19 protein-coding genes are annotated in these 24397 nt (G+C 44.4%); 6 read left to right on the top strand and 13 right to left on the bottom strand.

The window, feature by feature from the left end; translation table 11 throughout:
* Positions 1 to 28: 28 nt before the first annotated feature.
* Entirely contained in the window at positions 29 to 3301 is a 3273-nt protein-coding gene (locus ACOJR9_RS13970) for a VPS10 domain-containing protein (RefSeq protein WP_420933544.1), read from the bottom strand.
* A 297-nt stretch (positions 3302 to 3598) separates the two neighbouring features.
* On the opposite strand from ACOJR9_RS13970, the gene ACOJR9_RS13975 reads away from it, so the two are divergent.
* Positions 3599 to 3814 (top strand): hypothetical protein, encoded by a 216-nt coding sequence (locus ACOJR9_RS13975; RefSeq protein ID WP_420933545.1) that lies wholly within the window; start codon positions 3599 to 3601, stop codon positions 3812 to 3814.
* A gap of 35 nt (positions 3815 to 3849) precedes the next feature.
* On the opposite strand, the gene ACOJR9_RS13980 is transcribed toward ACOJR9_RS13975, so the two are convergent.
* Positions 3850 to 4737, bottom strand: a complete 888-nt coding sequence (locus ACOJR9_RS13980; protein WP_420933546.1) for an SDR family NAD(P)-dependent oxidoreductase — start codon at positions 4735 to 4737, stop codon at positions 3850 to 3852.
* A gap of 450 nt (positions 4738 to 5187) precedes the next feature.
* On the opposite strand from ACOJR9_RS13980, the gene ACOJR9_RS13985 reads away from it, so the two are divergent.
* Complete coding sequence (locus ACOJR9_RS13985) at positions 5188 to 5757, top strand: hypothetical protein (protein ID WP_420933547.1); 570 nt, start codon at positions 5188 to 5190, stop codon at positions 5755 to 5757.
* A 168-nt stretch (positions 5758 to 5925) separates the two neighbouring features.
* Here ACOJR9_RS13985 and ACOJR9_RS13990 read toward each other — a convergent pair whose 3' ends face one another.
* The 6 genes from ACOJR9_RS13990 to ACOJR9_RS14015 form a co-directional block, all read right to left on the bottom strand.
* Positions 5926 to 6927 (bottom strand): YncE family protein, encoded by a 1002-nt coding sequence (locus ACOJR9_RS13990; RefSeq protein WP_420933548.1) that lies wholly within the window; start codon positions 6925 to 6927, stop codon positions 5926 to 5928.
* Positions 6928 to 7005: 78 nt separating this feature from the next.
* Positions 7006 to 7998 carry a 2Fe-2S iron-sulfur cluster-binding protein gene (locus ACOJR9_RS13995; RefSeq protein WP_420933549.1) on the bottom strand — a complete coding sequence of 331 codons (993 nt, stop codon included), beginning with the start codon at positions 7996 to 7998 and terminating at the stop codon, positions 7006 to 7008.
* 57 nt (positions 7999 to 8055) lie between these two features.
* Entirely contained in the window at positions 8056 to 11256 is a 3201-nt protein-coding gene (locus tag ACOJR9_RS14000) for an efflux RND transporter permease subunit (protein WP_420933550.1), read from the bottom strand.
* Positions 11249 to 13141 carry an efflux RND transporter periplasmic adaptor subunit gene (locus tag ACOJR9_RS14005; protein WP_420933551.1) on the bottom strand — a complete coding sequence of 631 codons (1893 nt, stop codon included), beginning with the start codon at positions 13139 to 13141 and terminating at the stop codon, positions 11249 to 11251. Before ACOJR9_RS14005 ends, ACOJR9_RS14000 begins: the two co-directional genes overlap by 8 nt.
* Positions 13141 to 14550, bottom strand: a complete 1410-nt coding sequence (locus tag ACOJR9_RS14010; RefSeq protein WP_420933552.1) for a TolC family protein — start codon at positions 14548 to 14550, stop codon at positions 13141 to 13143. Before ACOJR9_RS14010 ends, ACOJR9_RS14005 begins: the two co-directional genes overlap by 1 nt.
* A gap of 223 nt (positions 14551 to 14773) precedes the next feature.
* Positions 14774 to 15130: a hypothetical protein gene (locus ACOJR9_RS14015; RefSeq protein WP_420933553.1), complete on the bottom strand. Its 357-nt coding sequence runs from the start codon at positions 15128 to 15130 to the stop codon at positions 14774 to 14776.
* A 1076-nt stretch (positions 15131 to 16206) separates the two neighbouring features.
* On the opposite strand from ACOJR9_RS14015, the gene ACOJR9_RS14020 reads away from it, so the two are divergent.
* The 3 genes from ACOJR9_RS14020 (at position 16207) to ACOJR9_RS14030 (ending at position 20671) form a co-directional block, all read left to right on the top strand.
* Positions 16207 to 18330 carry a TonB-dependent receptor family protein gene (locus tag ACOJR9_RS14020; protein WP_420933554.1) on the top strand — a complete coding sequence of 708 codons (2124 nt, stop codon included), beginning with the start codon at positions 16207 to 16209 and terminating at the stop codon, positions 18328 to 18330.
* Between the two features lie 216 nt (positions 18331 to 18546).
* Positions 18547 to 19710 carry an MFS transporter gene (locus ACOJR9_RS14025; RefSeq protein WP_420933555.1) on the top strand — a complete coding sequence of 388 codons (1164 nt, stop codon included), beginning with the start codon at positions 18547 to 18549 and terminating at the stop codon, positions 19708 to 19710.
* Between the two features lie 214 nt (positions 19711 to 19924).
* On the top strand, positions 19925 to 20671 hold the full coding sequence (locus tag ACOJR9_RS14030) for a glucosaminidase domain-containing protein (protein ID WP_420933556.1): 747 nt from the start codon (positions 19925 to 19927) through the stop codon (positions 20669 to 20671).
* A 360-nt stretch (positions 20672 to 21031) separates the two neighbouring features.
* Here ACOJR9_RS14030 and ACOJR9_RS14035 read toward each other — a convergent pair whose 3' ends face one another.
* Positions 21032 to 21397, bottom strand: a complete 366-nt coding sequence (locus ACOJR9_RS14035) for a hypothetical protein (protein WP_420933557.1) — start codon at positions 21395 to 21397, stop codon at positions 21032 to 21034.
* Positions 21398 to 21695: 298 nt separating this feature from the next.
* Here ACOJR9_RS14035 and ACOJR9_RS14040 point away from each other — a divergent pair, with 298 nt between their 5' ends.
* Entirely contained in the window at positions 21696 to 22082 is a 387-nt protein-coding gene (locus ACOJR9_RS14040; protein ID WP_420933558.1) for an STAS/SEC14 domain-containing protein, read from the top strand.
* 373 nt (positions 22083 to 22455) lie between these two features.
* On the opposite strand, the gene ACOJR9_RS14045 is transcribed toward ACOJR9_RS14040, so the two are convergent.
* The 4 genes from ACOJR9_RS14045 to ACOJR9_RS14060 all read right to left on the bottom strand — a co-directional run bounded on the left by ACOJR9_RS14045 (position 22456) and on the right by ACOJR9_RS14060 (position 24157).
* Positions 22456 to 23022, bottom strand: a complete 567-nt coding sequence (locus ACOJR9_RS14045) for a YaeQ family protein (protein ID WP_420933559.1) — start codon at positions 23020 to 23022, stop codon at positions 22456 to 22458.
* Between the two features lie 82 nt (positions 23023 to 23104).
* Complete coding sequence (locus ACOJR9_RS14050) at positions 23105 to 23230, bottom strand: hypothetical protein (protein WP_420933560.1); 126 nt, start codon at positions 23228 to 23230, stop codon at positions 23105 to 23107.
* A 77-nt stretch (positions 23231 to 23307) separates the two neighbouring features.
* The gene (locus tag ACOJR9_RS14055) at positions 23308 to 23697 is read right to left on the bottom strand and encodes a hypothetical protein (protein WP_420933561.1); all 390 of its coding nucleotides are present in this window, start codon (positions 23695 to 23697) and stop codon (positions 23308 to 23310) included.
* A 106-nt stretch (positions 23698 to 23803) separates the two neighbouring features.
* A complete protein-coding gene (locus ACOJR9_RS14060; RefSeq protein ID WP_420933562.1) occupies positions 23804 to 24157 on the bottom strand; it encodes a mechanosensitive ion channel domain-containing protein in 354 nt (117 codons plus the stop codon).
* Positions 24158 to 24397 lie beyond the last annotated feature (240 nt).

The raw sequence follows: 24397 nt of genomic DNA on the forward strand, positions 1-24397 counted from the left end.
GGCAAAACCCCATTTATTGCATTAAACGTTATTCAGTAATAACCGGCAGACCTGCTGTCCATGGACCGCCGGCATTCACCACTGCACGCTGTAGCTCAGGTACGGTAGTTTGCTGAAGCGCTCTCACACGCTTGCTCACTGCATCTAATCCTTCGCTAGCATAACGCAATTGGTCTTGATGCTGCTGAGTAGGCCCATAAGATGACCCCACTGCAGAGCGGGCGTAACGTAAACGGCTAGTTATATTCGCAGGCTTTATTCCTTTGCGCTCACGAGACTCTAAACCATACAGTTCACGGTTTAAGGCATTGATTTCACTCTGCACATCAGCAAATTGTGTTTCAAGTTTACTTATGTCGCCTTGGGTGCGATTTATAGCACTGCGAAGTACTTCCATCGTGTCTTTAACATTGGCTAACACGCTTGTCGTGGTTACCGCTCGTTTTTGGGCGTCGTTCACTTTTCCATCATAGGCAGCGCGCTCTTGAGCGGTGGCCCCCTCTAACGCACCTTTGTAGATAGATTCAAGAACAAAGTCTACAGGCTCGGCAAGCGGTGTAATGGCAGTACCTTCGCGTTTAAACAAAGCAGCCGTGTAGCTGCCCGGTAACGCCATTAACGCGCCACGTGAACGACTCGCACTGTCTTTATCTGTTATTGGCATCGCATTCGCATAAGTCATATCCCATGTAATTCTGTGCAAGCCTTTCTTAGTACTTCCCTCTACTCGGTTAACCACATTGCCTCTAGCGTCTTTTATCTCAAGATAGACGGCAGGCGCAGCTTCTTGATTTTCTGCTTCCACCGCTTCCCAGCTTGGATACTTCGGATATTTATCCTTATCCTTCATAAGCTTTTTCTCAGCTTCTTGACGTTTCTCTTTCGCTGTCAGTAGACTGTCTTTTAGATAATAGGTCAGCGTTGCACCATGTTCTGGGTTTTCAGCCACAAAGCGGTCGTCACCATCTGAATCAGTATGATTATCGTCTGGTTGATACCACTTAACTGGGCGACTAGGCGCAAACAGCAGGGCGTCTTTTTCCATCGACTTTTTCGTTAACTGGCGAAGCGGGGCATAATCGTCGAGTATATAAATTCCTCGACCAAACGTACCGGCCACTAAATCGTTCTCACGTCGCTGAATTTTCACATCTCGCGTTGAAATAGTAGGCATTCCACCTTCAAGTTCTACCCATTGCTCTCCACCGTCGACGGTAAAGAAAATACCAAATTCAGTACCGATAAACATGAGGTCTTTATTTTCGTGGTCTTGAACAATACGCCACACTAAGTGCTTTTCAGGCAGCTCATCTGCCATGGACGTCCACTTCTTGCCTAAATTAGTCGATTTAATAAGATACGGTTTGTAGTCGCCATATTTGTGGTTATCTAACGCAACATACACGGTATTCGGATCGAACAGGTCAGCGCGAATGTCGTTAACATAAGCGGTTGCAGGAATACCTTTGATATCATCAAGCTCTATTTTTTTCCACGACTTGCCGCCATTGGTAGTAACTTGAATGATGCCATCGTCGGTGCCTACCCAAAGTATATTTTCATCAACCGGGCTTTCAGCAAAGTTTGCAATAGTGTGATACTCAGACATGGCATATAAATCCCAGCCTGCTTCTACAGACCACGTTCGTCCCATCATAGGCATATGCATGCGGTTGCCGTTTTTAGTTAGATCGCCCGACAGTGCAGTCCAGCTGTCGCCACGGTCGTCAGAGCGCCAAACGCGCTGCGATGCAAAATAAATTCGCTTAGGATCGTGAGCAGAAACGTTAATGGGCGCATCCCAATTAAATCGCTCTGCTGGGTCGCCAGGCAACGGCTGCGGTTTAATATACACCCCTTCCTTCGTGGTCATGTCCACGCGAGTTAGGTTCCCTTGCTGCCACTGGGAATACACAATATCTGGATTACCCGGTTCAACAGCAGGTTGGTGTCCGTCGCCGCCTAAGGTTAAAAACCAGTCTTTATTCTTAATTCCTTCTGCGCGATTTGTTCGCGAAGGACCGCCCTGTGTAGAATTGTCCTGCGCGCCAGCGTACACATTGTAAAACGGCTTAGCATCGTCTGGCGCCACTTTATAGAACTGAGTTAATGGCAAGTTTGCCATAAAGCGCCAGTTATCCATTCTGTCGTGCGACATATAAATGCCGCCATCAGAACCCATTAAAACAAAATCAGGGTCAGTGGGGTGAAATGCCATCGCGTGATCATCAACGTGTTTGCGCTTTGTATTGATAGGCGTCCATGTTTTTCCGCCATCGTCAGATACTTTGCTGTAATTGCTGGCAATATACACTCTATCCATTTGGTGCTGATCAGCAAAAATTTCCTGATAGTAGTGTGGGCCAGTACCGCCACCTACTTCATCAGACATTTTCTCCCAACTTGCGCCTTTATTTGCCGAGCGATAAAAACCGCCTTCGCGATTGTCTATCTCGATAGTCGCATAGAGTACATTGGAGTCGATGGGTGAAATCGCCATTCCAATTTTACCCATGTTGCCTTTCGGCAAACCGGTCTTTAATTCAGTCCAGGTTTCACCGCCGTCGTCAGAGGTGTGAATACCGGCTGCCGGGCCTGTACCTACATAGTTTGCAACGGTTCTTTGTCTTGACCATGTTGCCGCATAAAGCCTGTTGGGGTCGTTCGGATCTAGTAGAAGTGATGTTACCCCCGTCCATTCATCATCAGGGGTGAGTACTTGCCTCCAGGTATCACCACCGTCGGTAGTTTTATACAAACCTCGTTCGCCGCCTTCAGACCATAAAGGGCCTTGCGCCGATACCCACACCACATCGGGGTTTTCTGGATGAATAATAATGTCGGAAACATGCTCTGACTTTTTAAGCCCCATGTTTTTCCACGTTTTACCGCCATCAAGTGATTTGTAGACACCATCACCAAAGCTAATATGACGACCGCCATTATTTTCACCTGTACCAACCCAGATAATGTTTGAATTACTTGGCGCAATGGTGACATCGCCTATGGAATAAACCGCTTGATCATCAAAAATAGGTTCCCAGGTGGTGCCGGAATTCTTCGTTTTCCACACGCCGCCAGAACCTACCGCGGTGTACCAGGTCGACGGATCGTTTTGATCAATGGCAATATCTGCTATTCGCCCAGACATATAAGCTGGGCCGATACTTCTCATTTCCATCGCTTTAAAAGTAGCGCTGCTAAAAGGCGCGTTTTTGTCTGTTTCTGACTTATCTGCAAATGCTGGCACGCTTGACAGTGCCATGGTTACAGCCACTGCAACGTTAAGTATTTTTTTCATTGTTATTGCCTAGTTTGTGGACTCTTCAGCAATGAAGTTACAAACAAGCGTACAAGTGTTCAATGGAACAAACGACCAACTAACGATAATAGGGGTCAGATGCATGGAACCATCTCTATTGGGAAAATGTTGGAGGGTGACTAAAAACACATACGCTGACCAGTTTCACTGGGCATAGACTGCTGGTAATTTTGATAAAGGCACTAACTCAGAAACAGTGCAAAGTCAGTGCCTAATCAACTGAAAATATGGCACGTGAAAATACGGCACGTCAAAATATGACATAAGGAAATAACCATGACATTTAAATTAAGCTTTGCAACTGGTGCAGCGGCGCTTCTCCTTATGCTTGAAGCTGTTTATGCATTCTTAACATCCCCTGAACTCAATACCCACCACGACAGTTTACAAACAGCGTTACTGTTTATCATTCTTGGGGTTTGTTACGAACTCCGTGATGCAAAAAAAACGAGTTCACAGGGAGTTAAAGCAATATCTGACCAAGCAAATTAAGCACAAAGACGGATGACAGATTGAAAATCTGTGGCCTAAAAAGTCACGATATCATCGTTAATCAAATGCCCTACCACTGCACTTTCTTCGGCATCGACGAATGCCATGTCGATGGCTTTCGCTCGCCCACTAGTCACTTTTCTATAGTTGGGGTGAGAGTAAATATAGGTTTGTTTAGAGCGTAACGCCTCAACTACTCGCTCTGCCAGCATGGATACCGGAATACCAGATTCGACGGCAGCAGCCGCGGCCTGCGCCCCAGCCATAAGCTTCTCTTTACTCATTCGCTTTTCTTTTGCTACCGCATATTTTTCTTGCCTGTTGCGATGCGACTCGTGAATTCGCGTTTTCACAAAGGCAGGACACAGCACAGAAACATGAATATTATGAGGCTGAAGCTCTGCTATCCAACTTTCGGTCATTGATACCACTGCCGCCTTCGATGCACAATATGCACTTGCGTAAGGCATCCCCATCATTCCGGCCATCGACGCCACATTTAACACCCAGCCACCTTCACCGTGCTCTTTTATTGCTGGCACTGTTGCTTGGGCACCATAGAGCACTCCCATCACGTTAACATCCATCACCCAACGCCATGTCTCATGCTCAGCGTCTTCAATCTTGCCAGGTGTACCGCCAACGCCGGCGTTATTAACCACCATATGTACCTTACCAAAAGCTTCCTTTGCCTTTTCCACAATAGACTCCCATTGCGCATAGTCGGTAACGTCTAAGGGACAGGTAAGAATGTTGTATCCCTTTTCTTTTAACGCGTCGCTGGCTTCTTTCAGTGTGGAAGCGTCGATATCTCCCATTACAATGTTCATGCCCTGCTCTGCCAGCGCTTCGGCAACAGCTAGCCCTATACCTCCGGCTGCGCCGGATATAATTGTGGTCTTACCGTTAAATTCGTTAGACATACCATTCACCTTCTATATTCTTCATGATTGGCCTAATAGCTGGGCCTGTTAGCTGGGCCATCTAGCTTATTTATAAGGCTAAGAGCAGCAACCCATAATTGTGTGATACGTAGAGTATGATGAAGGAAAGTATAGACATACTTTATTTGACTGATTTATTTAGCTTCATGACATGAATACTAAATGGAGTTACAACTTACCGAATTTTATTGTGCATTTTCTCTGCACCAATATAAAAATCAATGTGGTACATGCTAGTAGGTTTAACAAGTGTTTTTAATCAGACGCTTACAAGTCAGTATAACAGTGACATATCCGCTTCACTGACTTAAGGTAAGGATTATCAGAGCGCATTAAAAAGCGCATTTTATTAACAGGTTTATTATGAAAACTACGTTTACTAAAACAAAAAAACTGACTGCTTTTTGCACTGTGTTTTTTACGACATACATGACAGCGTACTCTCCATTAGCAAGCGCAGCACCGGCTCCTTTGGTGTCTATCGAAACTCACGATAACTTTTTTAATGCAATAAAAGCCCACTGCGGAAAAGCATTTATTGGCAAGGTGACAAAGGATAACGTAGGCAATACATTTGGCGGCGAGCAATTGGTTATGCATGTACGGAAGTGTTCGGATACCGAGCTGCATATTCCGTTTCACGTTGGGGATGACGCCTCTCGCACTTGGATTGTCACCAAAACAGGCGCTGGCTTAATGCTTAAACACGATCATCGCAATGAAGATGGTAGCTTTCATACCTCTACCATGTACGGCGGGCATACTGATAGCCGCGGCTATAATGAGGTTCAGTCGTTCCCTGCTGATGCATACTCAAAGCAGTTATTTACCGACTCAGGCATTAATGCTTCCACTGACAACGTATGGCAGATGATGATTTACCCAAAGCGTTTTAGTTATCGCTTAGTGCGCCCTGCAAGGGAAGTGCAAGTAGACTTTGATTTAACAAACCCTGTTGACCTACCAAAAACGCCTTGGGGATATACTCCACTTCCCTAAACTAAAACGCTGGCCGAATTAGGCCAGCCATCTTGTTACGCTTAGGTTGTGTTTAGGCCATGCTCATCATGCCCAGCGGCACTTTCAAAGACCATTAGCGCTTTTGAGGAAAAGTAGCGCTCTTAAAGACCGCCGGCGCTTTTGGGATCCAACGCCTTAAGCAAACAACTATCGACTAATAAAAATCACCCCATCTGGATTATTTCCGGTGGGAAACTCAGCAATGATTTGCTGGGTGTGAATGTCTATCGCCACTATCTTGTTTTTTAAATTTAACGATAAAAAAGCAATATTATGCTCTGGATGCATGGTGATACCCTGCGGCCCCGCCTCTTTTTCTAGGGCTAATGTGCCAAGCTCCTTTTTATTCGTCGCGTCAAAAAATCGAATGTAGTGATTCTGAAAGTCTGGCACCATTGCTACCGACTCATCGTGATTAAACAGCACTCGGTAGGGAAAGCTAAAACCTTGCCATTGAGCAATCTCTTGTTCGGTGTCAGGGTTAATAACAACGAGCCTACCTTCCTTGTTTGCGCCGTACCATAACTCTTCTGCGCTCTTGCGATAGTTAATTGCTTCGGGCATTGGTAACGTTGTCATGTTTTTAAGCAGCGTTTGATTGCTCATATTTACAACCGATATGGAGTTACTACAGATATTGGTGGTATACGCTACGCTTTCATCGTTATTAAGGGTAACCATATGAGTGGTATCTTGGGCTGTCTCGATTTTATTGGTGACGTTGCCCGTCACCACATTCGCTATACCAATATGTTTAGCCTTACCGGAGGTAAAAATTATCCGTTCATTGTCGTTTAAAAACGTGGCGCCATGAGGCCCTGGCATTGAGGCAAGTGGTATTGTCCTTGCTACCTCAAGCGAACTCAAATCGAAAACCGTTAAACTGTCGCCACCGACAAAATCAGTGCTTACTGCCCATTTTTGATTCTCGGACATAACGAGTTCATGTGGGCCTTTACCTGTGGGAAGCGTTTTAATGATTCGTTTTTCGCTGACATCAATAATACTGATACTGTCGTCAGATTTATTCACCACGGCTAGAATGCCAGACTGCAGCCTTTCATCTTGGTATTGGTTTTGATTTTGCACCGCATTCGCCGAATTTAAAAACCCCGCAAACACAAGTAACATAAAACTAAAACATTTCATTATTAACCTCTTTGTTTCTTCAATGCAGTGTAGTCAGCACGTGTTAGCATTCACCCGCTATTAGCCGCGCTCCTAACTTCACCCGCTAGTACCCGCACTGCCACCAGCATTATTGCCAGCACTACTACCAACAGTAATAACGCAAATCTTAGATACCTCTGAGCACTTGTGCTGACATGCTAATCGATATCCTTTTTCTAATTCCGATGACGGCAAACTCGCCTTTTCAGCGGGTGTTATCGCTAAGTGATTATTAGCTAAAAACTTACATTTACCGCACGTACCAGCACCATCGCATAGTGAAGGTAAGTAGATCCCCTCCCGAATAAGCCCTCTAAAAAGGCTACTTTTGGGATCAAGTTCAACGGTTACTGTTGCTGATGAGTGTGAATGAATGTCACTGAAAGGAAGCGGGTTAGCGCAAAGCACAGACACTGACCGTTTTTTGCTGAATATTGATAACGAAAAGCTACCCTGCTGATAGCGCTGAACCAACAATATTAAGCCCGAGACAGAGAGCACGAGTGCCGATATTGCAAATGTAATAATAAGCCCGTGATTAAAGCCCCCAGTACTATCATAATCCATAAAGTGAAGGCCATAATCCATAAAATGAAGTTTGAACATTAGCGCCTTTAGCCTCGCGTCATCGTTCACGTGTTTGATTACTTGGCCGGTTACGCTGTCTAAATAAATTGCAGTATTATTTTTATCATTGGCAGACACTTTCCACATTGGGTTTTGTTGTGCAGCATAGTCTGAAAACGGCGGTTGGATTAGCTCTGGCCTACTCAATGCGCTGTCGCCGGTATACGAACTATTAGCAATCTGTGATATTTGCGCAGGTGTTAGCGATGTTCTATTACCACTAACCGCATCAAATAATAGTGAAGAGCGAGGTTGATAAGCATGCAGCCCCTGGCGACTAATTACATGATAATACGGATGCTCAAGCACCCAAACTAATTCTATTTTCTTAATAGTCTCAGTTGAGTGTGAAGAGCGCTCTCCGAAGGCTAGTTCGTTAACTGGAAGCATTTTGAGAAAAATGGCATCTCGGCCATCAACCATCTGTAGTACTTCCTCGCTGCAGCTTTAAACTGCAGCGACTGCCGCCACCTCATCAGACTAGTCAAGGTGGGCAGATTTGTGGCTAAGCCCATGGTCAAGATTGTGATTAAGGCCGCGATTAAACACACTGACTTGGGGCTTTTTCACCAATAAATATAACGCAGGCAATACGATGAGCGTGAGTATTACGGCACTTGTCATGCCGCCAACCATAGGGGCTGCTACCCTGCTCATTACCTCAGAACCTGTTCCTTCATCATAAAGAACAGGCAGCAAGCCTAATATAATAGTTGCCACCGTCATCATTATTGGGCGCACCCGCATTCCAGCCCCTGCTAGCAAAGCGTTTCGAAATTCCACACTTGATATTGCCGAGCCTCGCTTTGTGGCTTGCATCTTAAGTTCGTCAAAAGATTGGTTTAAGTACACTAACATGATCACGCCTATTTCTACCGCGACTCCTGCCAGTGCAATAAAGCCTACACCGGCTGCCACCGAAAAGTTATAGCCCTCAAAGTACATTAACCATAATCCGCCAATCATTGCCATTGGCAGTGTGACTATAATGATGGCTACTTCGCTAAAGGCCTTAAAATTAAGATAAAGCAAAACGACAATAATGGCGATAGTTAACGGTAATACGTAGGCTAACTTTTCTTGTGCCCGCTCTAGGTACTCATATTGCCCCGCCCACGTCATTGAATAGCCAATAGGAAGGTCGATATGCTTCTCTAAATATGCTTTTGCAGTAGCAACATAAGCGCCTAAATCCACATTCTCAATATCGACATACACCCAACCATTGAGCCGTGCATTTTCGCTTTTTATTCCCGAAGGGCCGGTCTCAACGCTAATATCTGCCACGTCCCCCAGCGCAATGCGCTGTCCGTTTTCCGTTAATAGCGGTAATCGCGCCAATTGCTCAGGCGAATTTCGGTAGTCTTGCGGGTAGCGAAGGTTTACCGAATACCGCTCTTGACCTTCAATAGTCTGCGTTACGTTAACGCCACCAACAGCAGTCGCCACCACTTGTTGAATATCATCAATATTTAACGCGTACCGACTCGCTTTTTCGCGAGATATGTCAACATTGATATAACGCCCACCAGCAACTCGCTCTGAGTATACTGAAACGGTGCCCGATACATCAGGTAGTGTTGCTTCTATTTGCTGGCCGATTACCTGTATGGTGTTGAGGTCGGGCCCAGCCACCTTTATCCCTACGGGCGTTTTAATCCCCGTCGACAGCATATCAATTCGCGTTGTAATCGGCATTACCCAAGCATTAGTTACCCCCGGGAATTGTATTAGTTGGTTTAGCTCCGCTTTTAGCGAATCAGTAGTGACGCCGTCCCGCCATTGGTTTTTTGGTCTCAATTGAATGAAGGTTTCAATCATTGTTAGCGGTGCAGGATCGGTAGCCGTGTCGGCTCGCCCCACTTTGCCAAAAACCGTGTCCACCTCGGGCAGCGTTTTAATCAGCTTATCGGTTTGCTGTAATAGTTGCCTTGCTTTACCTATAGAAATGCCTGGATAGGTAGTGGGCATATACAGTAAGTCGCCCTCATCGAGGGTAGGTATAAACTCGCTGCCTATCTTGTCGATGGGCCAAAAACCCACAGCGGTAATAATAAGCGCCATCGCTATGGTCGACTTTGGAAACGCCATTACTTTTTTTAATACCGGTAGATACAGTGCAATAAGCAATCGGTTGAGCGGGTTTCTTTGTTGTGAAGTTACCTTTCCTCGAATGAAATACCCCATAAGCACAGGTACTAGCGTAATTGCTAAACCTGCTGCAGCGGCCATTGCGTAGGTTTTGGTATAGGCCAACGGTGCAAACATTCTGCCCTCTTGGGCTTCTAATATGAATACGGGTAAAAATGAAACGGTAATAATCAATAGACTAAAAAACAGCGCAGGGCCTACCTCACTCGCCGCATTTGACACCACATGCCAGCGGTTATGGCTATTTAAGGTATCGCCATTTTGGTTCAGCTTTTCTATGTGCTTGTGCATATTTTCTATCATCACGATAGCGCCATCGGTCATTGCGCCAATGGCAATGGCGATGCCAGCTAACGACATAATATTGGCATTAATTCCCTGTATGTACATAACAACAAAGGCCATCGAAATACCCAACGGCAGTATGAAAATAGCCACTAGAGATGAGCGAATATGAAACAGAAATACCATGCAAACCAATGCTACAATTACGAGCTCTTCTAGCAATGTATCCCAGATGTTATCGACGGCTCGCCCTATTAATTTTGAGCGATCGTACACCGGCACAATCTCAACGCCTGAGGGTAACGAGGACGTCAGCGACGCAACTTTATCTTTTATTCTCTCTATTATTTGCTGAGCATTTTCGCCATAGCGCATAACAACAATACCGCCTACCACTTCGCCTTCCCCATTGAGCTCAGCAACGCCACGGCGCATTTGTGGGCCTACATTGACGTAGGCGACATCGCCTATGCGAAGTGGCGTTCCCTGTTCGTTTAATCCAAGGGGTATGCGCTCAATATCGGCAACCGATTCGATATAGCCCGTCGTTGTGACCATGTACTCAGCTTCAGCCATTTCAATAACAGACGCGCCAGTTTCTTTATTTCCCCGCTGCAGGGCGGTTTGTATGTGACTAAGGGGAATGTTATAAGCACGAAGCTTATTTGGTTCTACCTGCACTTGATACTGCTTTACCATTCCCCCCACAGATGCCACTTCAGAAACACCAGCCACAGTTTGTAACTCATATTTTAAAAACCAGTCCTGAATACTGCGAAGCTGACTTAAATCATGGGTACCTGTAGTATCGGTGAGTGCATACATATAAACCCAACCCACACCTGTAGCATCAGGTCCTAATTGAGGTTTTGCTGAAGCAGGCAGTGTTTCGGACACTTGACTCAAATATTCTAATACTCGACTTCGAGCCCAGTACACATCCGTATTGTCATCGAAAATAATATAAATATAAGAGTCGCCAAAATAAGAGTAACCTCTCACGGTTTTCGCTCCCGGTACCGAAAGCATGGTACTTGTGAGGGGAAAGGTTACCTGATCTTGCACTACCTGTGGCGACTGCCCCGGATAGCTGGTTTTTATAATCACCTGCACATCTGACAAATCGGGTATGGCATCAACTGGCGTATTCTTAAGCGCATAAATGCCCGCGCCCCCCATGATTAACGACAGCAAAACAATTAATATACGGTTTGCTATAGACCACCTTATAATCGACTCAATCATGATTCATGGCCTTATGATTCATGGCTTTATGATTCATGTTTTCATGTCTCACATCCTCATGATTCATATCTTCATGGCTCATATTTTCATGACTCATTTCCTCGTGGCTCATATCCTTATGCATGGGCTTCTTTGATGGGGGATTAGCGCTTTTACGTGTCATGGCTACCACGATAAAGTCTTCGCGAATTTCAAAAGTGAAATTAACGGTATCACCAACGCTAAATCGAGTGAGGTCGATATTCCCTGCAACGGTAAAATCCATAGTGGCGGGCGGTCTGCCCCACTTTTCAATAGCGCCTCTACTTATGTTAATGATGCGAGTTGATATATTGATATCATTTATCACGCCAGTAACGGTTGCCGACGATACTTCAGGCTCTGACATAATGTGAATACCAGTAACTGCAACGCTATTATCATTCGCTTTTGTTGCCTCAAAGTGTAAAGTTTGCCCTGCTTTTAGGGTAGCAATGTCCACGCTATCGGCAACCATAAAGTCCATCGTCATTGCTGGCCAGCCCCATGCTTCAGCAGGACCATGAGTAATATTCACCATACGATGCGCGGCCATAACGCTATTGATTTCTCCCTCCATCCATGCTGTTCGTGGTTCCTTATCGGACGCCATGCGGGTAAAGTCTGAGCTCTTGCTTGACTCTGAATCAATCAAAAACTGTGCGGAAGTAACAACGTCATCGCCTTCGTTTAACCCATTCAAAATTTCAATACTGTCGCCGCGAACTAACCCAATATCTACACTGATAGATTTGAACTGCCCCTCGCCTAATGCTAGTACCACTCTGTCTTGATCGCCTGTGCGAATAACTGCCTCTTTAGGCACGACGATAGTCGGCTTTGCTTGGTCAACGTAAATACGCACACTGGCAAACATATTGGGTTTTAGCTGATTATCTGCGTTATCGAATTCTAATCTCACACGCAAAGTTCGTGTGCTCGCATTAAGGGCTGGGTAAATATAATCGACCTTACCTATCCACTCTCTTCTAGGTAAATAGTCAAGTGTCATACTCGCCTGCAGTCCTTTCTTCATGAGTATTACGTCACGCTCAAACACTTCAGCTTCAACCCATATCTTATTCAGTTTGGCAATACTAAGTAGTGTATTTGCAGGTTTAACAAAAAAACCTTCGCGTATATTTAATCCATCCAGAACTCCTGATTGCGGCGCATAAAAGGTAATGTTTTGTTTAACTTTGCGCGTAGATTCTAATTCGCTAATGAAAGTCTGTGGTATCTGCAGCGCCTTTAACCTGTCTTTAGCCGCCTTGACTAAACCATTATTATTGCGTTTGAGCGCTGTTATTAATTCTTCTTGAGCGTTCACCAACTGCGGCGAATAAAGGGTGTAGAGCGGTGCACCTTTTTCTACATAATCCCCTTTTGCTTTAACATACAATGTCTCTATCCAACCCTCTACTCTTGGGTGTATGTGTACAATCTCATCTTCATCATATTGAACATACCCAACTGTAACTATTTCAGCACCCATCGCTTTACGCTCAACTGGAGCGGTTCGCACCCCCAAATTATTCACAACGTTTGGCGCTATCTTAATCGCCCCCTTACCGAAATCATCGCTCGAGCCTGACTCTTCATAAACAGGCACCAAATCCATTCCCATAGGAGATTTCCCTGGTTCATCTCGGCGGTAATTAGCATCCATAGGAGCAACCCAATAAAGCGGCGTATTTTCTTTCGTCGTATCGCTCTCCTTGTTGGTGCTTAAGATTTTTTGAGAGTTAGGCTGCATTTGAAATATCGTTTGAAACAAAAGCAAGGCGCCAGATCCTACTGTCACGCCAATAATTAAAGCGATAACAGAGGAAGAAAGGGGCTTTGTTGGAGATGAGCTGTTCGACATTATTTTTCTCCCATTTGCGACGCCGCACCAAAAGCGGTGTGATTTACTGCGCTATTTGTTAGTTCAGCCTTACTATCAGCAAAAAAGTAATTAATTCGCGCCACCGTCTTTAGCGCATCAACGTCTATTCGCAACGCGGAAATTTGTGCATTTAAAACGGCAATTCTCGCTCGTACTACCTCAGAAAAATCGCCATCATCATTGGTATAGGCGGTAAGAGATGCCTCGGCTTGCTCATTGGTTTGCAGTAATATTCCTTGCTTATACAGGGTTTGCCGCTCTCGCAAACGCACAAGCTGTCTTATCTCTGTTTCTAGGGCACTTAACATTTGCTTGGTTAAAAGCAACTTTTCTGTTTTCACGGCTTGTGAGTCTGCTATTGATGCCGCAACTTCTTTATCTTGTCGATTTTGAGTAAATAGAGGCACATCAAAGGACACGCCCACTGAAAAGAAGTCTGCTCGGCTTTGTCCTGATTGCATGTCATCCCGATACCCGTAGCTGGCATTAACCCCCCACTGAGGTTTGTATTGCTGCCTTGCCAACTCAGTGCTTTTCTCAAACACTTTTCTCTTTTGCTCTATGGCTTTTAGCGCTGGATGTGTCACTAAAATCTGTGCCATTCTTTCTCTAACATACGAGGGGATATCCACAGCTTCTGGGACAGCTAATTCGATGGCTGGCAATGTTTCTGCAACTGAGAATGAGAGTGACGGAGAATTAAAATTAAAGTTATCGCCCTGTGTTTCGTTATCGTATAAATGGAACCACTCGCTCAATTGAGCGGTGGCAGATTCTAACAACTGCTTTTGTGACACGACTCTATCTTCTAACTGAATAATTTCTAACTCTGCTCGAATGACATCTTGTTGACGCATATTGCCTAATGCACTGGAATAGCTCGCTCTTGCTACTTCTGCCATCTGTTCAAATAGCATACGATCAGACTCGATAAGCGCAATGGTTTGTTGAGCTAGATAGGCATCTAACCAGAGTTCTGACACTATTGTTTTTAACCTAGCTATTCTGTCATCGCGAAGCAGCGCAAATTTGGAGGCTTCTATTTTTAACTGACTTTCTTTAATCGCTAATGAGTTGCCTCTTGGAAGCACTTGTGAAACTCCAACATTAACCTGTGTCATCGCTTCTTGGTCAAAAGACCATGAATTGGTAGGTAAATTCATCATGTTCAGAGATACTTTAGGACTTGACCATGTTCGTGCTGCAGAGCTGCGATAAATCGCCGCTTTTTGTTTTAATTCACTGCCATGAAGCCAGGGATCGTTTTGTAATGCCAATGAGATTGCTTGCTCTAGAGTAATCACGCGGCTTGTATATGCTCCAAATATAGGGAAGCTGAACGATAAGCAACTTATCAACGCGGTGAAGGTAATGGCGAAGCGTTTCATAATATCGAATCCTTACAAGTAAGCGTGATAGCAGTAGAACCTTGATGAAAGACACCCTATTCATCATCATTTATGCTGCAAAAACGCCTACTAATTTTTTAAATTGAAGTTCAGAAGTGGACAAAACTGGATGTATTCAGACACTGAAAAACGGCTGAATATTGGCCCACGTTAAACATGACGTCGTGCGCTCTCTCATGAAAAAAAGACGCAACTAGCCTGTTTAGCCAATAATGGGGGGTCTAAAAAAAGAGAAAGATATTGATTTAGGTTTACTGCACTGCTGGGCAACAGCATGATCGCTGTATTTTGACGCGGTGATGAAGTGTTGAGTTACTGCCACCAAACTAGAATTCGAGCAAGTACTTGTTTCACATGAACATTCATCGTTACAGCAGTCGCCATTACTCATTGCTGCACTACCTTTCATACTCATATTCGACGAGCTCATTTCATCGGCATGAGCTGCATGATTAGTATGGTCAATAATATCTGGAGATTCATGTTGGCGTTTGTCGTGAACCTGTGGATTTTGAGAAACGCTTTCTGCTACAGCTGTAATTTTGCTTGAACTTGACATGGAACACTCTTCAACAAAATGTCCAGAAGAATGCGCACGCGCGAACGACTGCCCACTAGAAGCAATGAGTAGAAATACAATAAGTAAATATTTCGTATACGGTTTAAACATAATCCAACCACAGTCACAACGCGTAGCAATGTTATGTGATTATATTTTCAAAGTAAATGCGTCGACCATCTTTCTAAAGTAAACCTGATTTATATTAGGTGGTTTCAGATTGTTACTGTTGCCAGTATTGTCAGCTGTGGGGATATTACTCGTCGATGACTTCTTTTCATTTACAAAGACTAAAATAATACTTGATCACATAAATGTAATAATGTAGATTTAAATAGTGAAAATTTATTAAAGGGGGCTTTTCATGCTTAAGACATTCACGAAGTTATTCAAACGCAAGCACCCATACGCAGTTGCCGCATACGTAGGCCGCAAAAACGCACAACGTATTTTAGATTGCAAGATCGAGAAAAAGTCGAAGCTTCTTGCCCACGACTAGCTACTAGCATATGGCTCCGAAAGGAGAGATGAATGCCATTAAGGCAAATTCGTCGAGAAAAACATGAAATCCGATGATTAATCAGTCATCGGATTTTTTTGTGCTCAAATAATGTACGAAGTGACGTTGTTAACACCACACTTTCTGGAGACCGAAAAGCGTTTACCCCGCACACCGAAGCCCGATTTGCTGAGTACCAATCTTTTGGCGAGGGTGCGTTATCAACACCGGATTTTCGTCACACCCTCAACGACAACACTGCTGCATTTTATTCCAGAACACAGGTATTAAGGGGCTGGCTTCCTTCTAATTGGTAATAATCGATGAACAGGTATTCATTCACATCTATACATATTCAGCTCCCTTTCTTTGAACCTACTATGTTGAAAAAGTCACCATTCACGAAGGGTAAGTAGCCATGTTCTTACGCCTTTCCTCGTGAGATACGCTTCTGAAATTCTAAACGTTTTTTATTAAATTACCTTTAAGGTTAACATTTTTATTGATTTTCGATTAGTAAACCATAAAATGCATGCGAACCATTATCATTTGCATTAAAGTTTTGAAGGGTTAATCGGTGAAAAATATAAACATGATTTCTAAGTTAGGTAAGGCGATAGCACTTGCGTTAACTGGCATAGCTAGCGCATCCGCAATGGCGGCAATTGCACCAGACGATATTGAGCGTATCACCATTAGTGGAAATAGCGATTCAACATTTCCACGCACCATGGCTGCCGTTGATTCTGGCAAAATCTTTGAGGGCAAAAAGACCTCAGTGGTAGAGCTTGATGAAATGCCTAACTTCATTGAGCCAAACTTAAGACAGATGTTTTCTACGCTGCCGGGGCTCTTCGTTTCAGATCAAGCCATCCCCAGTATTTACAATGTGAACTACCGCGGTTTAGGAAACCCACATGAGTCTGAGTTCGTGGGCTTTTTTCAAAACAATATTCCCCTAGCCGCAGACCTTTTCGGATACCCCACCATCTATTACATGCCTCCAGCACAGCGTATTGAGCGCATAGAATTCGTTCGCGGCGGGTCGGGTTTAATTTACGGTCCACAAATAGGGCCGACGGTAAACTTTATTACCAAGCGCGCAGAAGTAGGCCGCGATACGGGCTTTCGAACCGACCAAGCGCTCGGCAGTAACGGGCTTTACAGCACTTATAATGAATTTGCGGCCTCTAGTGGTGACGTTGGCTTCTTTGCCTCAGTTGATCATCGTTCGGCCGACGGCCCTCGGGATAACGAAGATTTCGATGTAACATCAGGTCACGTTAGTGTCGCCTACGAAGGATTCGACGACATTCGTCTTGGTTTCGAACTAGACGTATACAACTCAGATTCGGGCGAAGCAGGTCGCTTAAGCACGGCTGAGTTTGCGCAAGACCGCAATCAAACATTAACGCCATTCAATCGCGTTGAAATAGAACAAGTACTGGCTAACTTTACTTTTGCGCAGAAGATTAGCGATAGTGCGACGCTTGACGCGAATGTCTGGTATTCATACATGGACCGCTTTAGTCGCCGATCTGGGCAATTTTCTGAGCCTGAGAATGAACCGGCTACCACAAATATTGATCAACAAGAATTCGATAATTGGGGCTTCGACGCCCGTTATGCTCAAGCGTGGGGCGACAACAATGTACTGACTGTGGGGACAACCTCTTACTGGGGAGATAGCCCAAGAACTCGTCACGTCAGTAGCGATATTCGCTCTAATCAGCAGAACGCCGCTGACTTGCTATTCGATCAAGACCGTAAAATGACGTATAACGCCGTATTTATCGAAAATTTATTCAAATTCGATAAATTGAGTGTGGTACCTACCCTACGTTATGAACGCGTTAATTACGACTTAGAAGAGTTGACTAAAAATCCAAGTCTAAACCGAGATCCGATTGACGTAGACGAGACTGAAAATGAACTGCTATTCGGTCTTGGCATGATGTATCAGCTCAACGAAATCAGTGAGCTTTATGCAAACGTTTCTGAATCTTATCGCCCTCAGCGATTTGATGATTTGGCCAACCCCAATTCAGAACTCGCCAGCTCAAATGGCCCTGACGTTTCTAGCGCAATGAACTATGAGTTTGGCTATCGCGCTATGCCTGTTGATGGTCTTGTACTTGACGTGAGCGCGTTTAGAATCGACTTTGACGACAAAATTGAAACTATTCAGGTAAATATCGCTGACATAGAGCGAGTGAACTCTGGCGACTCTCGCCATCAAGGCGTAGAGTTTAGCGTCGACTACGACCTTTTTGCGGGTCGTGCTGACGAAAGTTTTAGAATTTTTGCCAATGGCTCGTTGCTTGATGCCGAAATCGTCTCTTCCCTTAACGAGAACCTGGTTGGAAATACCACCGCTTTTGCACCGGAGTATCTTTTACGCGCCGGGTTTATATACAACACAGAGAAGCTTGATGTCGCGCTTACTGCGACAATGGTAGACGAGCAATTTTGGCAAGACTCGAATGCGTCTAGAGGAACAGGCGTCGATGAAATAGCAGCACTTATTCCTTCCTACGAGGTCGTTGACCTTACCGCTGAATACCGTATCGATTCACAATGGGCAGTATATGGAGGCATCAATAACCTTTTAGACGAGAACTACTATTCTCGCGTTAGAAATGATGGTATTGAACCTGCGCTAGAAAGAACCGTATTCGCAGGCGTACGCTTTCAAATGTAAATAGCAAAATTTGTTAGCAAGTAGGGCCAATTATCTGGCCCTGCTGTTTCCGCTTGTAGCCAGCGCCTTTTCAGTACACATCTACATTCCAATATGCAATAAAATCGCTCTTTACGACCATTTCTTTTTGTTTTACCTCGCCGTTAAATTACACCATATTCCCGCAATTAGTCACTCGCCATCCGAGCATTGCTATTAATTGAAGGGCCTTCAACGTTGGAAAACACACTGTCTACAGAGCCTAAAGTCCGCATTTCAGCGCCGGTGATTGCGCTGGCCATGTATGCGGTAGCGTCAGGCTACTTGATGAGCCTTATTCCACTGATGCTAACGCACTATGGCCTTGATATGTCGCTGGCCAGTTGGTTAGCAAGTAGCTTTTATGCAGGCCTTCTCCTCGGCGCCTTAGCCATTGAACCGTTGATAACCCGAGTGGGACACCGAAACGGGTTTGTTTGGTGTTTAGCCACGCTCATCGTGACTATTTCTGTTATGCCTGCTATCGCTGACGCCAGTGTTTGGCTAGTCGCCCGATTTATTGCCGGCGTTGTCGTTGCAGGTGTATTCGTTATCGTTGAGTCTTGGTTGTTGCATGGTAATGAAGCTTATCGCGCAAAGCGCGTGGGCCTCTACATGGGAGCGCTCTACGGTGGCAGCTCGCTAGGACAGCTTGGCCTTGGCTTTATTGGCGTGCACGGTGTGATGCCTTTTGTTGCTATTTTTACTGCACTATTTCTTGCTATCGGAGTGTTACTGCTTATAAAAAGCGACCAACCCAGTAGCGCGGAAGTCACGCGTCTGTCGTTTAAGCAAATCACCAAGCTCAATCACGCTGCCATCATAGGGTGCATTGTATCAGGATTAACGCTAAGTGCTGTTTACGGCTTAATGCCTCTAGAGCTAATACAGCGAGGTATTGCCCATCAGCACTTGGGGGGATTGATGGCGCTAATTATCCTTGGGGCGATGGCTGTACAGCCTCTAATCCCCATGATATCTCGCTATTTATCCAGAACCTTATTGATGGCCCTACTTTGCTTATTGGGTGTTGCTGCTATTTCTCTTACACTATCCTTTACAGGTTTATATGCACTGGGTGCGGGTCTATTCCTTCTTGGAATGGCCCTGTTTGCCCTATATCCGGTCGCCATTAACCTTGCTTGCGACAAGCTAGATGCCCATTACATTGTGTCGGCGACTCAGCTTATGCTTTTCAGCTATAGCATTGGTTCGGTTGTCGGGCCCGTTGTCGCCGATGGTTTTATACTGCGAGAACAAGGCTTGATGGGCTACTTATTTACCTGCCTTCTGGCCACCAGCATTTATATGCTAATCGCCAGTATTAAACTGAAAAGTAAAGCAAAGGGCGTTTACGGCTAACATAGTTGCAAACCCTTTTTTCATTGCTGAGCGCACGTTATTAATCGATTTTTGCACACAATGCCGCACATGCGATCAGGTTAACTTTTTACACGATTTTTACACAGCGTTCTGTGCTTATTTCTGTATTAAGTTTAACTTGTATGAATTACTCAAATAGTTAATCTAAGGTGTTAAAAATTATGGTACTGCTTATGTATCACGATGTTGTTTAATGAAAAGGAAGAGTCAAATTCTAAATTTTAAATATATTGTTGTGTTAGGTTCCGCGCTACTGTTGAGTGTAGCGGCATGGTTTATTTTTTTCGCCAAGGAGTCAGCACCTGATTTTACTGCCTACGCCGCTGGGCCAGAGCGCAAAACCGCGTTCTTCAATTATTTCACCCCTATTATTGTTGATATTAATGAGCAACTGGCCTCAGATAGACTACAAATTAAAAAAGTATGCGATAAGGGTAATGGTGATGTGGCCTCGCTAGAAAGTTACTTAACCAAATATCGCGTTGACGACGCCGACCTAAAGCAAGAGTCTGCCTGTCAAGTGCTGTTGCGTCGCGCGGATGTGGTGCCCGTTTCCCTTGCGCTAGCTCAGGCTGCCAACGAGAGTGCATGGGGAACGTCTCGTTTCGCCAAACAAGGCAACAACTTCTTTGGTCAATGGTGCTTCACTGAAGGCTGCGGCATTGTTCCTCAATCTCGTGACAAAGGAAAAGCCCATGAGGTCGCCGATTTTCGTTCCCCCTCGGGTTCAGTCGAGAGTTATGCACTCAATCTCAATAGTCACGATGCCTACAGGCCGCTTCGCGTTATTCGTCAAACGCTACGGGAAAAAAACGAGGCAGTAACCGGTCTAGCGTTAAGCTATGGGCTAAACAAGTATTCTGAACGCGGTGAAGAATACGGCAAAGAACTTAGGGAAATGATCAACTTTAACAAGTTGGGCCAACTCGACACCTTTTAAATCTACTAGTGATTAAATGATGGCCGATGGGTAATCGGTCATTATTTACTAGAAAAATAACTACTGGAAATACAGCCCTTTGCTACTGAGTTGTGCACGCACCTCTTATTACAGGTGACTTATGAGAGACAAGGTTTTAGCGTTTTGCGGTGATAGTATCAGGTTTAGCGCAAGATGCCCGAGACAGTTTTCGATAAATTCATCGCCCCCCTTTGAATTTTTTCAATAATACTTTGGACTTGCATAATTTGTTGGCTATTTTGATCAACGCTTTCTTTTACCAAAGCCATCTTGTTTGTAGCATTTCCAGCCAGCTTTCGGTTTTCTGCTACTACCGCTTCAATTTCAACGGTAGAATCGCTAGTGCGCTGTGCTTACCGGCACATAACTTGCCTTCAGCCACTTTATTTCATTGTTCGCTGCCTTTCGCGCCACCGTGTCTGTTACGCTGGTACCGTTGAGTAATGTTTGCCAAAACTCATTGTACTGGCGTTCCGTTTCTAGCTCTCTCACCCTTAGGCCAGCGTGAGACAAAGCAGTCTGCGGAGTGTTTTCAACCCCCAGTATGGATAAAAAAGGGTTTGAGGAATAAGTACAAGCACCGTTTTTATCAAAAATTGCATAAGCCAGATGATTTTTGAGCGCACCAAGGGTTGCTTGTAGACTTTCGTTCTCATTTGCAAGGGCTGATATGTCATTTTGGTAACGAGAATGTAAAACTAGCAAAGTATCTCTCCAAGCAGTAACAGTTATAAAGTCATGTACTTAAATTAAAACCTAAATTTAAACATAGCAGACGAAAGTGCCGTTTATACTTACGTCTAATTTTACTCCTGTCTATCCACCATACACTAGCGAGTGAGCCGGCGGTCGTTACAAAAAGTTTAAAGAAGAGAATTGATTAGATCTTTTTCGCTTCTTTTGCAAAGCACACACGAAAACCACAAAATGTCACCAGCAATCGCACTCAATTAGAGAAAGATGCGTATGAACAAGTATCTGGTATCGATATAAAAGTGTAAACATGAAGCCATATGCAATAATAGATCGACGTCGGGCTCCTATCATCACTGTCACCTTTACAGGTGCTAAGGAAACCCCGGAGAACTTTGAAGACTATCTCAACGGGTTGCTTCAGAATTATGATGAAAAAAAACCTATCGGTTTGGTTTTTGATGCTGCAAAAGCCCCTGTACCCAATATCACCTATCAAAATCTTCAGGCTGACTGGATGCGTGCGCATTTTGAATTGATAGCGCGATATTGCAAAGGTGTGGCTTATATCATGCCTAATCCCTTTCTTCGGCCGGTGCTTAAGCTTATTTTTGCCATTCAGAAGAGCCCAGCCCCCTTTAAAGTATTTTCAAATAAACAAGCGGGTGAAAAGTGGCTAAATAGTAAATGCCAATAGTGTATTGGTATAAGCAGGGGTGGTATAAGTAGGCATGATATGAGTTAGGTGTATATTAATTGTGATCTGACCCCATTTATGAAAAAGGAGCCGCATTACTGCGACTCCCCGTGCTTTGGCTCGCAAATCAGCCAGCCAGAATGGTGACGAAAAAAGGGTTAGTAAGAACGTACCTCATTCATAGCCGATTCACCTGTATTCAAAACACTAGACATATGATCACCTCCTTAAATATCTGCTAAACACACATTCGAATGTAGCATTTGTGTTGGGCATGTAAAGAGAGATTGATTTTCATGGCAAACTTTTAATCTTTCATTCTTCTGGTGGTTTACTTGTTTACTCTTTCGCGCATAGATCTGAATGACCACTGTTACAGATGCTTAGCTATTTCTATCTCTATGCATTCATTCCCCTTCAAGCCAGTACTCGTCTGTGAGCCCGCAAAGGTGAGCCAAATTTGCCCATCTTGAATGGTGACTTGTATTTGCATAGACCGTTCAACTACTTCTGACAGCGTTGCCGATAGCCCAGCAGGAAGTGTATAAACAGATAGGTTCTTCTTGGTATTAAGCTTATTCTGCTCTTTCTTCCACCACACATCGAAGCTGTTATCAGCATAAGCGTAAATCTTCATTTGCTTGCTTTGATTGCAGCCTTTTTTAATGCGTTGTTCAGAGGGTTGTCCTAGTTCAATCCACAGCTCAATGTCGTCACTGAAGCTTTTCTGCCAAAGATCTGGCACTTCATCGTCGGATAAACCTTTGGTAAACTGCAGTTGCTCATGGGCGTTAACAATGAAAGCGATAATACGCAGCATCATACGCTCGTCGTTTTCAGATGGGTGACGGGCGATGGTCAAATTGTGATCGTTATAATAGTTGCGGTCCATATCGGTTATCGAGATATCCGCTTTAAATATCGTTGCTTTAAGTGCCATGTTAATCCTGATTGGTATGCCCTAAAGGCATTTTCTCTTCAAAGGCTGAGTACGCCGGTATTGGTATTTTATTTTGCTGACTTTACTCAGTCTCTTTTGTTTGTTGCTCTAGTTTTATCATGTTATCGACCTGACTAAGTGCCCCTTCGAGTTCCTTCTCAAGCGCTGTTTTGTCTGCACCCTTGGCCTCTGATATTTGCTGACGCACACTCTCAACTTTGGCTTTTGCATCTCTCAGCGATTCTTCGTGCTGCGCCGCTAGTTCGGCCTTATCAAATGCAATGCCTATTGGGCATCATCATCCTCCACGCTAGCACGTGTCTTGCGAGGCACATTGGTCGGTACCTTGGCGATAAATTTTTGCGTTGCCTCTGTAGGTCGCTGAGCAACAAAGTTGGGCGACATAATTTCAATATCGCTATTGTGAAGCGTATCTAAAATTGCTTTATGTAAATTTGAACGTGCCGTTAATACACTTTTTACTTCTTTAAGCAGACCAGCAACGCGATAAGACACGCTGAAATCTCCCAACTCACTAACCTGTACATACCCCTCTTCTAAACCAGCCTCAAGAGCGGCCTTGGTGAGTGAATCAGTTACCTTGGTGTGGTGAACATCGTAACCAATAGAGATATTCGCTGTGATCAAAGTGCCAGAAGAGCGGATAACAGACACAGGGTTATTCACCAGATAGCTGTTAGCAATATGAATAAGGTCCCGTTACTCTGTTTGTATTTCTGTATCAAGCAATCCTTTTTCCGATACTCGCCCAAAATAATCGTTACAGCTTACAGCGAATAAAATCGCCAGTTCTAAAAGGCTTGTTAAATCGAATCACCAATCCAGACATCAAATTGGACACTATGGTTGTGGATGAGAAAGCAATAAAACCTGACACTAACACCCCAATTAGCGCCAACAGCTGATTTCTAGAGCTTTCACTTACCGGTAGTGTGAGCGCGACCGCTATCAATAATACCAAAACAATGACAAACACGACTATTTGTCGCGGCAAACGCTGCTCGCTGATTAACTCTTGAGCACGTCTTAATAATATCCATCGCACTGCGATAATCATTACCGTCCCAAAAGATAATGTAATAACCAAAGGTAACCACAGCGCCAAAATTTCCATGTGCGTTTCGCCTATCTGCCTATTCGCTTAGCGTTCCTGATACCTAGGCATGTTGACCTTGGCTATACAGTCAAGACCAACGCGCTCTAGTGTTAGATTCGTCATCGCTAATGATATAGGGCTGATGATATAAGACTGATGTTATAATAATAACGGCCAAGGACGTATTGATTTTTACTTTTCATTTTTTCAGCAAGACTCCCCACCCTAGTCACCGTTTTATTTCTTATTGTTTACTGC

This window comes from Alteromonas ulvae (genome assembly GCF_048987005.1).
In the GTDB taxonomy this organism is placed as follows: Bacteria; Pseudomonadota; Gammaproteobacteria; order Enterobacterales; family Alteromonadaceae; genus Alteromonas.

Coding starts and splice junctions, on each gene's coding strand:
- ACOJR9_RS13970 (WP_420933544.1), bottom strand. CDS start 3,301: ATGAAAAAAATACTTAACGTTGCAGTGGCTGTAACCATGGCACTGTCA.
- ACOJR9_RS13975 (WP_420933545.1), top strand. CDS start 3,599: ATGACATTTAAATTAAGCTTTGCAACTGGTGCAGCGGCGCTTCTCCTT.
- ACOJR9_RS13980 (WP_420933546.1), bottom strand. CDS start 4,737: ATGTCTAACGAATTTAACGGTAAGACCACAATTATATCCGGCGCAGCC.
- ACOJR9_RS13985 (WP_420933547.1), top strand. CDS start 5,188: ATGACAGCGTACTCTCCATTAGCAAGCGCAGCACCGGCTCCTTTGGTG.
- ACOJR9_RS13990 (WP_420933548.1), bottom strand. CDS start 6,927: ATGAAATGTTTTAGTTTTATGTTACTTGTGTTTGCGGGGTTTTTAAAT.
- ACOJR9_RS13995 (WP_420933549.1), bottom strand. CDS start 7,998: ATGGTTGATGGCCGAGATGCCATTTTTCTCAAAATGCTTCCAGTTAAC.
- ACOJR9_RS14000 (WP_420933550.1), bottom strand. CDS start 11,256: ATGATTGAGTCGATTATAAGGTGGTCTATAGCAAACCGTATATTAATT.
- ACOJR9_RS14005 (WP_420933551.1), bottom strand. CDS start 13,141: ATGTCGAACAGCTCATCTCCAACAAAGCCCCTTTCTTCCTCTGTTATC.
- ACOJR9_RS14010 (WP_420933552.1), bottom strand. CDS start 14,550: ATGAAACGCTTCGCCATTACCTTCACCGCGTTGATAAGTTGCTTATCG.
- ACOJR9_RS14015 (WP_420933553.1), bottom strand. CDS start 15,130: ATGTCAAGTTCAAGCAAAATTACAGCTGTAGCAGAAAGCGTTTCTCAA.
- ACOJR9_RS14030 (WP_420933556.1), top strand. CDS start 19,925: ATGAAAAGGAAGAGTCAAATTCTAAATTTTAAATATATTGTTGTGTTA.
- ACOJR9_RS14040 (WP_420933558.1), top strand. CDS start 21,696: ATGAAGCCATATGCAATAATAGATCGACGTCGGGCTCCTATCATCACT.
- ACOJR9_RS14045 (WP_420933559.1), bottom strand. CDS start 23,022: ATGGCACTTAAAGCAACGATATTTAAAGCGGATATCTCGATAACCGAT.
- ACOJR9_RS14060 (WP_420933562.1), bottom strand. CDS start 24,157: ATGGAAATTTTGGCGCTGTGGTTACCTTTGGTTATTACATTATCTTTT.